We start from the raw sequence: 10,295 nt of genomic DNA on the forward strand, positions 1-10,295 counted from the left end.
CCGGGCTCAGTCGAGGTAGCCGCGGAGCTGGTCCGCGTAGGCGTGGTCGCGGAGCTTGCCGAGGGTCTTGGACTCGATCTGGCGGATCCGCTCCCGGGTCACCCCGAAGATGCCGCCGATCTCCTCCAGGGTGCGCGGGCGGCCGTCGACCAGGCCGTAGCGGAGCTGGACGACCTTGCGCTCGCGTTCGCCGAGGGTGGACAGGACCGCCTCCAGGTGCTCGCGCAGCAGCAGGAACGCGGCCGACTCGACGGGGCTGGTGGCGTCGCCGTCCTCTATCAGGTCGCCGAGGGCGACGTCGTCCTCCTCGCCGACCGGGGCGTGCAGGGAGACGGGCTCCTGGGCGAGGCGCAGTACCTCACCGACCCGTTCGGGGGCCAGGTCCAGGTGGGCGGCGACCTCCTGCGGGGTCGGCTCGTAGCCGCGTTCCTGGAGCATGCGGCGCTGGACGCGGACGACCCGGTTGATCAGCTCCACGACGTGGACCGGGACGCGGATGGTGCGCGCCTGGTCGGCCAGGGCCCGGGACATGGCCTGGCGGATCCACCAGGTGGCGTAGGTGGAGAACTTGTAGCCGCGGGCGTAGTCGAACTTCTCCACGGCCCGGATCAGGCCGAGGTTCCCCTCCTGGACCAGGTCGAGCATGGTCAGTCCGCGTCCGACGTAGCGTTTCGCCACCGACACCACGAGCCGCAGGTTCGCCTCGATCAGGCGGCGTTTGGCGACGCGGCCCATGACGACGAGCCGGTCGAGGTCCAGGGCGAGCCGGCTGTCCAGGTCGGTGGCGAGCCGCAGCCGCTCCTCGGCGAACAGCCCGGCCTCCACCCGGCGGGCGAGATCCACCTCCTCGGCCGCCGTGAGCAGCGGGATCCTGCCGATCTCCCGCAGGTACTGGCGGAACAGGTCGGAGGAGGGCCCGCCGGTCTCCGTGCGGGTGGGCGACGGGTCGGCGGGCTCGGGGGCGACGGGATCCGGGGCGGTGGGCTCGGGGCCGGTGGGCTCAGGGGCGGTGGGCTCGGGGGCGTCGGCGTCCGCCGCGGACGGCTCGTCCGGCCGGTTCCCGGGGTGGTGCACGGCACGGTGCCGCGGGGGCATCGCGACGAGGACCGTGCTCTCGGCGTCCGGCTCCGCGCCGTCGGTACGTGCGTCGGTACGCGCGTCGGTCTGGGCGAGGGTCTGGGTCTGCACGGGGGGCGACCTCCAGGATGGACGCTGCCGGCGGGGGGCGGCAGCGGTACTTCGGGAGCGGAGTCGGCTCGCTCGCCGCTGTCCGTCCCGTACGTGTTGAACGGAACCGCGGGGATCAGGATCCGTTCGGGACGGATCGGCCGCGCTCCGAGGACTCAGGCACCGCACCCAGTGTGGGGTACGACACAACGCCGCCACGAGGGGCGTGCGGTGACTTTTTGCGTCCGGTCCGTGACCGGACGGATACCCGGGGGCGGTGTCAGAGGGCCGCGGCGCCGTGGACGCGCAGGGTCTGGTCGTACTGCTGGAGGACCCACAGCTCGTTCTGCACGGCGGCCAGCTCGGCCGGGTCGCCGTGACCGGCCAGGCGCGCCAGCCGGCCGTTGACGTCACGGACGCGGCGCTCGACGGCACGGCGCCGCACCCTGACCAGCACCTCGCCCGCGTACATCTCGTCGACGGCACGGCGCATGATCGCCTCGACCGCGAGCTCGGTGACCATGGCGCGGACGGCGTCGTCCGGGGCGGCCTCGCGCACCCGGACCAGGTAGTCCTGCGGGTCCTGGACGCCGACCTCGGCGCCGCCCGCCTCCAGGATCGCCTGGCGTACGGCGGCGTAGGGCGGGGCGGTGAACTCGTCGACGCCGTACGCGTCGAAGGCCGGGGAGACCAGCTCCGGGCGCTGGAGGGCGAGCTTGAGCAACTCGCGTTCGGTGGCGAAGACGGGGTTGCGCAGGTTCAGCGCCGGGCCCCTGGGGGCCGCCCGGTCGGGGGCGGCGTACTGCTGCGGGGCACCGCCGCCGCGCTGCTGCCGGTCGGGGGCGGGGCCCTTGCCTCCGCGGTCGCGGGCCCAGCGGGCCAGCTGGGCGATGCGCTTGACCACGAACTGCGTGTCGAGGATGCCGAGCATGCCGGCGAGCTGCACGGCGACCTCGTGCTGGGCGCCGCTGTTCTTGATGCGGGCGACGACCGGTGCGGCCTCGTCCAGCGCCGCCGCGCGGCCGGCCGGGGTGTCCAGGTCGTAGCGGCTCACGATCTGGCGGAGCGCGAACTCGAAGAGCGGGGTGCGCGGCTGGACCAGGTCCGCGACCGCGTCGTCGCCCTTGGCCAGGCGCAGGTCGCAGGGGTCCATGCCGTCGGGGGCGATGGCGATGTAGGTCTCGGCGGCGAACTTCTGGTCGTCCTCGAAGGCGCGCAGGGCCGCCTTCTGGCCGGCCGCGTCGCCGTCGAATGTGAAGATCACGCGGGCCGAGCCGTTGTCCATCAGCAGCCGGCGCAGGATCTTGATGTGGTCGCCGCCGAAGGCCGTGCCGCAGGTCGCGATCGCGGTGGTCACACCGGCGAGATGGCAGGCCATGACGTCGGTGTAGCCCTCGACGACCACCGCGCGGGAGGCCTTGGCGATGTCCTTCTTCGCGAGGTCGATGCCGTACAGGACCTGGGACTTCTTGTAGATCGCCGTGTCCGGGGTGTTCAGGTACTTCGGGCCGTTGTCCGCCTCGTAGAGCTTGCGGGCGCCGAAGCCGACGACGTCGCCGCCGATGTCGCGGATGGGCCACATCAGCCGGCCGCGGAAGCGGTCGATGGGGCCGCGGCGGCCCTCCTGGGCGAGGCCGGACAGGAGCAGTTCCTTGTCGCTGAAGCCCTTGCCGCGCAGGTAGCGGGTGAGGTGGTCCCAGCCCTGGGGGCTGTAGCCGACGCCGAAGTGCTCCGCCGCGGCCTGGTCGAAGCCGCGCTCGGCGAGGAAGGCGCGGCCGGTGTCGGCCTCGGGGCCGGTCGCGAGCTGCTCGGCGTACCACTGGGCGGCGATCTTGTGGGCCTCGACGAGGCGGATGCGTTCGCCGCGCTGGTGGGTCGGGTTGTACCCGCCCTCCTCGTAGCGCAGGGTGATGCCGGCCTGGCCGGCCAGGCGCTCGACCGCCTCGGAGAAGGTGAGGTGGTCGATCTTCATCACGAACGTGATGGTGTCGCCGCCCTCCTGGCAGCCGAAGCAGTGGAAGAACCCCTTGCTCGGGCTGACCTGGAAGGACGGGGACTTCTCGTCGTGGAACGGGCACAGCCCCTTCAGGTTGCCGCCGCCCGCGTTGCGCAGCTGGAGGTACTCCGAGACGACGGCGTCGATCGGGACCGCGTCCCGTACCGCCTTCACGTCCTCGTCGTTGATCCGTCCTGCCACATGGCGATTCTACGGGGCGGCGCCGGCATCCCCCGGCGCGGTGACCGGCCGGGAGCCCGGCCCGCCGGAAGCGGTGCGGGCGGGACCGCCGCCTACGGGACGAGGCTTTCGAGGGAGACGTGCGGGTTCGCCAGCGCCTCCGTGTCCACCTGGGCCTTCGAGCGGATCAGCTGCTGGATGGGCTCTGTGACGTCCCACACGTTCACGTTCATCCCGGCCAGCACCCGGCCGTCCTTCACCCAGAAGGCGATGAACTCGCGCTTGGCGGCGTCACCGCGGATCACCACCTGGTCGTACGATCCCGCCGGCGCCCAGCCGGAGTACTCCATGCCCAGGTCGTACTGGTCGGTGAAGAAGTAGGGCACGCGGTCGTGGACGAGCTCCCGGCCGAGCATCGCGCGGGCGGCGGCCGGGCCGCCGTTCAGGGCGTTGGCCCAGTGCTCGACGCGGAGCCGGGTGTCGAAAAGGGCGTGGTGGAAGGAGGCCACGTCGCCGGCGGCGTGGATGTCGGGGTCGGAGGTGCGCAGGTTCGCGTCGACGACGATGCCGCCGCCGTGGGCGCGGTCGGCGATCTCCAGGCCCGCGGCCTGGGCGAGCGCGGTGCGCGGGGCCGCGCCGATCGCGGCGAGCACGTCGTGCGCGGGGTGCTCCTCGCCGTCGTCGGTGCGGGCGGCCAGCACCATGCCGTCCTGGCCGACGATCTCGGTCAGTGTCACGCCGAAGCGGAAGCGGACGCCGTGCGCCTCGTGCAGTTCGGCGAAGACGGCGCCCAGCTCGGGGCCGAGGACGCCGTGCAGCGGGGTCGGGCCCTGCTCGACGACGGTGACCTCCGCGCCGTACTCGCGGGCCGCCGCCGCGACCTCCAGGCCGATCCAGCCGGCGCCGGCGATCACGAGGTGGCCGTTGTCCCGGCCGAGGGAGGCGAGGACGCCCTTGAGGCGCTCGGCGTGGGCGAGGCGGCGCAGGTGGTGGACGCCCGCGAGGTCGGTGCCGGGGACGTCGAGGCGGCGGGGCTCGGCGCCGGTCGCGAGGAGCAGCTTGTCGTAGCGGGCGCGGGTGCCGTCGTCGCCGTAGTGGACGGTCTTGGCGGCGCGGTCGACGGCGACGACGGTCTGGCCGAGGTGCAGCTCGATGTCGTGCCGCGCGTACCAGGCGGGCTCGTGCACGAAGACGCTGTCGCGTTCCTCCTTGCCGAGGAGGTAGCCCTTGGACAGCGGCGGGCGCTCGTAGGGGTGGTCGCGCTCGTCGCAGATGAGGATCACCCGGCCGGTGAAGCCCTCCGTACGGAGCGTCTCGGCCGCCTTCGCGCCGGCCAGGCCGCCTCCGACGATGACGAATGTCTGATCCGCGTCGACCACTTGTCTGCCTCCTCGTCGGGGTGCCGCCACATGCGAGCGTCCCGCACGCGGCAAGGTGCGGGAAGAGGGAGTGGCCCGATCAGGCCAAGGAGGGCCGTGTTTCGGGCGCCGCCTGGCCTTTCTGGTCACACCTGTCCCGCCAGTCTCATGGATGCCCCGTCAGACGGGCGTGAAGCGAGCGGGCCGAGACATCGGTGAGGGAGGCGATCTGGTCGACGATCACCCGTTTGCGGGCCCGGTCGTCGGCGGCCCGGTCGAACAGGGAGCGGAACTGGGGGTCGAGGCCCTCGGGGGCGCGGGCGGTGAGCGCCTCGGCCAGTTCGGCGACGACGACGCGCTGGTCGGCGCGGAGCCGCTCCTGCTCGGTGCGCTGCATGACGTACCGGACGGCGACCGCCTTGAGGACGGCGCATTCCATGCGGGCCTCGCGGGGGACGACCAGCTCGGCGGTGTACCGGGTGAGCCGGCCGGCCCCGTACGCGTCCCGGGTGGCGGTCTCGGCGGCGAGGCAGAAGCGGCCGATGAGCTGGCTGGTGGCGTCCTTCAGCCGGGCCTGGGCGACGGCCGAGCCGTCGTAGCCGTGCGGCCACCAGTCCTGGGCGAGGAGGCGGTCGAGGGCGGCGGCGAGTTCGGCGTGGTCGGTGCCGGCGGGGACGTAGCGGCCGACGGCGACCTCGAAGACGGCCTCGCGCTCGGGGTCGGCGAGCAGGCAGTTCGGGTCGATGTGGCCGGCGTGCAGGCCGTCCTCGACGTCGTGCACGGAGTACGCCACGTCGTCGGCCCAGTCCATGACCTGGGCCTCGAAGCAGGCGCGGGCGCCGGGGGCGTCCTTGCGCAGCCATTCGAAGACGGGCCGGTCGTCGTCGTACACGCCGAACTTGGGCGAGGCCGGGTCGGTGGGGTGGGCGCCGCGGGGCCAGGGGTACTTGGTGGCGGCGTCGAGGGTGGCGCGGGTGAGGTTGAGGCCGACGGAGCCCTCCTCGGTGAACCGCTTGGGTTCGATGCGGGTGAGGAGCCTCAGCGACTGGGCGTTGCCCTCGAAGCCGCCGCAGTCCTCGGCGAACGTGTTGAGCGCCTGTTCGCCGTTGTGGCCGAAGGGCGGGTGGCCCAGGTCGTGGGAGAGGCAGGCGGCCTCGACGAGGTCGGGGTCGCAGCCGAGGGCGGCGCCGAGTTCGCGGCCGACCTGGGCGCATTCCAGCGAGTGGGTGAGGCGGGTGCGGGGGCTGGCGTCCCAGACGGGGTTGCGCTCCCCCGGCGCGACGACCTGGGTCTTGCCGGCGAGGCGGCGCAGGGCCGCGGAGTGCAGGATGCGGGCGCGGTCGCGTTGGAAGGCGGTGCGGCCGGGGCGTTTGTCCGGTTCCGGGGCGAAGCGGGCCACTGACGCGGGGTCGTACGGGGGTGGGGGTGTGATGCCTTCCATGTCGTGAACAGTATGCGGAAGGTGTGACAGTTGGGGGCCCGTGCGTCTGCCTGCTTCGGTTATCGGGCGAGTGCGGGTTCGGTTGTGGCCGGTCGCGCAGTTCCCCGCGCCCCTTCAGGTGCGTTGTCCTCGCCGCCTGTCACAAGTGCCTGGTCGTAGCGGTGCAGGAGCAGGCGGGCCATGGCCGGGTGGGTGCCCAGGGGGGCGGACGCGATCCACGGGGCCGCCGCCGCGCACTCCGTCGCGAAGCGGCCCGGGGCCGTGAAGTTCGAGGCGACGGCGATGCGGCGGTGCCCCCGGGCGGTCAGGGCGCGGATCGCGTCCGGCACCGTCGGGGCCGCCGCCGAGGCGTACGCGGGGACGACCGGGACGCCCAGGCGGGCGGTGAGGAGCTCTGCCGTGCGGGCCGTGTCCGCGCGGGAGGCCGGGGCGCGGGAGCCCGCGGAGGCGAGGACGACGGCGCTGTCGCGGGGGGCGTGGGAGGGCCAGCCGGCCTCGGTGAGGCGGTCGTGGAGGGCGTCCACGAGCAGGGGGTGCGGGCCGAGCGGCGCGGCCACGCGGGTCCGGGCCGGGGAGGCCGCCGCCATGTCGGGGATGTCCCGTTCGACGTGGTGGCCGCGGCTGAGGAGGAGGGGGACGAGGACGGCCGCTCCGTCGCCGAGCGCGGCCAGCGTGTCCGGGAGCAGGGGTGCGTTCAGTTCGATGTGCCCGAGGTGCACCGGCAGGGCGGGGCGCAGGGCGCCGACCCGGTCGAGGAGGGCGCGTACGGTGCGCAGCGCACGCGGGTCGCGGCTGCCGTGGGCGACGACGACCAGGGCGGGTGCGCCGCCGGGGTTCCCCGTGCGCGTCCTGCTCGGGTTCCTGCTCGTCCTGCTGCCCAACGCTGTCATCGCCGTCATGCAGCGATGGTGGAGGCGGGACGTTGCCTCCCCGTTGCGTGGGTGTCACAGGCGTTTTCCGTCGGTTCACACGGCGCCGGGCCCCGCCTGTGAGCGGGCGGCGAACCGGACGGCCCGCCCGGACGTCCCTGGAGGCAGGAACCGACCGGGGAGGGAACCGTCCGATGCGCCGCCCGAGACTTCGCAGACCGCGCCTGCCGCGCACCCGTAGCGGATGGCGGAGGCTGGTCCAGGGGGTCATGGCCGTCTGCGTGCTGGCCCTGCTGCCCGCGACGTGGATGCACCTGGTCACCGGCGACCGGCTGCGCACCACGGCCGACGTGCCCCGTACCGAGGTCGCGGTCGTCTTCGGCGCCGGGCTGTGGGACGGCGAGCCGTCTCCGTACCTGGCCCACCGGCTGGACGCGGCGGCCGACCTGTACCGCGCGGGGCGGATCGAGGTGGTGCTCGTGACCGGCGACAACAGCCGTGCGGAGTACGACGAGCCGGACGCCATGCGCGCGTACCTCGTGCGGCACGGCGTGCCCGACGGGCGGATCGTCAGCGACTACGCGGGCTTCGACACCTGGGACTCCTGCGTCCGGGCGAAGAAGATCTTCGGCGTGGACCGGGCGGTGCTGATCAGCCAGGGCTTCCACATCCGGCGGGCGGTGGCGCTGTGCCAGGAGGCGGGTGTGGTGTCGTACGGCGTCGGGGTCGATGCCGTACACGACGCGACCTGGTACTACGGGGGTGCGCGGGAGATCCTCGCGGCGGGCAAGGCGGCGCTGGACGCGGTGTTCGAGCCGGATCCCACCTTCCTCGGGCCGAAGGAGACGGGGGTGGCGCGGGCCCTGGCCGGAGAGCGGTGAAGCGCCCCTCACCATGGCCGGAGGGCGGCGGGGAGGTCACCGTCCCGGTGGCGTAACAAACCGCCGCCCGGTCGCGTAACACGGGCGCCGCAGGCTGGGCGGCATGCAGAACACCGCGACGCCCACGCACTGCCCGTACTGCGCCCTGCAGTGCGGGATGAATCTGACGCCCGCCGCCGACGGGAGTGTCGAGGTGAGCGAGCGCGCGGACTTCCCGGTGAACCGGGGGGCCCTGTGCGGCAAGGGGCGTACGGCGCCGGCGGTGCTCTCCTCGAGCGTGCGCCTGACCTCCCCGTTGGTGCGTGACGGTGACGGCGCGCTGGTGCCGGCCCCGTGGGACGAGGCGCTGGGCCGGATCGCCCGGAACCTCGCCCGGATCCGGGACGAGCACGGTGCGGACGCCCTCGGCGTGTTCGGCGGGGGCGGGCTGACCAACGAGAAGGCGTACACGCTGGGCAAGTTCGCCCGGGTGGTGCTGGGGACCTCGCAGATCGACTACAACGGGCGGTTCTGCATGTCGTCGGCCGCGGCGGCCGGCACGAAGGCGTTCGGTCTCGACCGGGGGCTGCCGTTCCCGCTGGAGGACATCCCGAGGACGGGATGCGTGATCCTCGTCGGGTCGAACCCGGCGGAGACGATGCCGCCGTCCCTGCGGTACTTCACCGAGCTGCGCGAGAACGGCGGCACGCTGATCGTCGTGGACCCGCGCCGCACGAAGACCGCCGAGCAGGCCGACCTGCACCTGGCGCCCCGGCCGGGCACCGACCTGGCGCTGGCGCTGGGGATGCTGCACCTGGTCGTCGCCGAGGGGCGGGTCGACGAGGAGTACGTCGAGGAGCGCACGGCCGGCTGGGAGGACGCGCGGGCCGCGGCGATGGCGCACTGGCCGGAGTACGTGGAACGGATCACGGGGGTGTCCGTTCCCGAGCTGCGGGAGGCCGTGCGGCTGTTCTGCGAGCCCGAGGCCGCGATGGTGCTCACCGCGCGCGGGCCCGAGCAGCAGGCCAAGGGCACCGACACGGTGGGCGCCTGGATCAACCTGTGCCTGGCGACCGGGCGGGCCGGGCGGCCCCTGTCGGGGTACGGCTGCCTGACCGGGCAGGGCAACGGGCAGGGCGGGCGCGAGCACGGGCAGAAGGCCGACCAGTTGCCGGGCTACCGCAAGCTGACGGACCCGGCGGCGCGGCGGCACGTCGCCGAGGTGTGGGGCGTGGCCCCGGACTCGCTGCCGGGGCCGGGGCGCAGCGCTTACGAGCTGCTGGACGCGCTGGGCACGGACATCAGGTCGCTGCTGGTGATGGGCTCCAACCCGGTGGTGTCGGCACCGCGCGCGGCGCACGTCGAGGGACGGCTGCGGTCGCTGGACTTCCTGGCCGTGTGCGACGTGGTGCTCTCCGAGACGGCGGCGCTGGCGGACGTCGTGCTGCCGGTGACGCAGTGGGCGGAGGAGACGGGCACCACGACCAGCCTGGAGGGGCGGGTGCTGCTGCGGCGGCGCGCGATCACCCCGCCGGACGGGGTACGCAGCGATCTGGAGGTGCTGCACGAGCTGGCCGACCGGCTCGGGGTGGAGAAGGGCTTCCCGACCGAGCCCGAGGAGGTCTTCGAGGAGCTGCGCCGGGCGAGCGCGGGCGGGCCCGCGGACTACTCGGGGATCAGTTACCGGCGGCTGGCCGAGGAGCAGGGGGTGTTCTGGCCGTGCCCGGCGCCGGCTGGGGACGCGGCCGGTGCGAAGCCGCATCCGGGCACCCGGCGCCTGTTCCTGGACCGGTTCGCCACCGAGGACGGCCGGGCGCGGTTCGTGCCCGTCTCACACCGGCCGAGCGCCGAGGAGCCCGACGACGAGTACCCGGTGCTGCTGACCACCGGGCGGGTCGTGGCGCAGTACCAGTCCGGCGCGCAGACCCGGCGCGTGGACGAGCTGAACGCCGCCGCGCCCGGCCCCTTCGTGGAGCTGCACCCGCGGCTGGCGGCGCGGCTGGGGGCGGCCGAGGGCGATCCAGTGGCCGTCGTCTCCCGGCGGGGCCGGGCCGTGGCACCGGCCCGCATCACCGCCGGCATCCGTCCCGACACCGTGTTCATGCCCTTCCACTGGCCGGGTGAGGGCCGCGCCAACACCCTGACCAACCCGGCGCTGGACCCGACCTCGCGGATGCCGGAGTTCAAGGTGTGCGCGGTACGGCTGGAAGCGGTGCCGGCGACGCCGTAGCGGTCACCCACGACGGCTCCACGCCCGACCTCCGCGCCGGGCCGGGGCAGGCCGGGGCGGAACAGGCCGACGCAGGACGGGCCGAGGCAGGACGGGCCGGGACAGACCGGGACAGCAAGGGGGCAAGGACGGCCGCCCCGGGGCGGCCGTGGCGCGTGTGCGGCGCGCGGATGCCGACCGCGCGGGTGCCGCCC

6 protein-coding genes and 1 pseudogene are annotated in these 10,295 nt (G+C 74.1%); 2 read left to right on the forward strand and 5 right to left on the reverse strand.

Annotation, left to right across the window (positions count from 1 at the left end):
• Positions 1 to 6: 6 nt before the first annotated feature.
• The 5 genes and pseudogenes from RM812_RS17905 to RM812_RS17925 all read right to left on the reverse strand — a co-directional run.
• Positions 7 to 1,281, reverse strand: a pseudogene (locus RM812_RS17905) (sigma-70 family RNA polymerase sigma factor); the annotation flags it as partial.
• A gap of 166 nt (positions 1,282 to 1,447) precedes the next feature.
• Positions 1,448 to 3,364: a DNA primase gene (dnaG, locus tag RM812_RS17910; protein ID WP_311573577.1), complete on the reverse strand. Its 1,917-nt coding sequence runs from the start codon at positions 3,362 to 3,364 to the stop codon at positions 1,448 to 1,450.
• A gap of 92 nt (positions 3,365 to 3,456) precedes the next feature.
• Complete coding sequence (locus RM812_RS17915; RefSeq protein ID WP_311573578.1) at positions 3,457 to 4,722, reverse strand: NAD(P)/FAD-dependent oxidoreductase; 1,266 nt, start codon at positions 4,720 to 4,722, stop codon at positions 3,457 to 3,459.
• A 145-nt stretch (positions 4,723 to 4,867) separates the two neighbouring features.
• Positions 4,868 to 6,142, reverse strand: coding sequence for a deoxyguanosinetriphosphate triphosphohydrolase (locus RM812_RS17920; protein WP_311573579.1), 1,275 nt, complete (start codon positions 6,140 to 6,142; stop codon positions 4,868 to 4,870).
• A gap of 59 nt (positions 6,143 to 6,201) precedes the next feature.
• A complete protein-coding gene (locus tag RM812_RS17925; protein WP_394816466.1) occupies positions 6,202 to 7,041 on the reverse strand; it encodes a sirohydrochlorin chelatase in 840 nt (279 codons plus the stop codon).
• A 164-nt stretch (positions 7,042 to 7,205) separates the two neighbouring features.
• Between RM812_RS17925 and RM812_RS17930 the strand changes: the two genes are divergently transcribed.
• Both RM812_RS17930 and RM812_RS17935 read left to right on the forward strand, forming a co-directional pair.
• On the forward strand, positions 7,206 to 7,892 hold the full coding sequence (locus RM812_RS17930; protein ID WP_311573580.1) for a SanA/YdcF family protein: 687 nt from the start codon (positions 7,206 to 7,208) through the stop codon (positions 7,890 to 7,892).
• 103 nt (positions 7,893 to 7,995) lie between these two features.
• Positions 7,996 to 10,101 carry a molybdopterin oxidoreductase family protein gene (locus RM812_RS17935; RefSeq protein WP_311573581.1) on the forward strand — a complete coding sequence of 702 codons (2,106 nt, stop codon included), beginning with the start codon at positions 7,996 to 7,998 and terminating at the stop codon, positions 10,099 to 10,101.
• Positions 10,102 to 10,295: the final 194 nt, after the last annotated feature.

Source organism: Streptomyces lancefieldiae, from assembly GCF_031845825.1.
Classification (GTDB): domain Bacteria; phylum Actinomycetota; class Actinomycetes; order Streptomycetales; family Streptomycetaceae; genus Streptomyces; species Streptomyces lancefieldiae.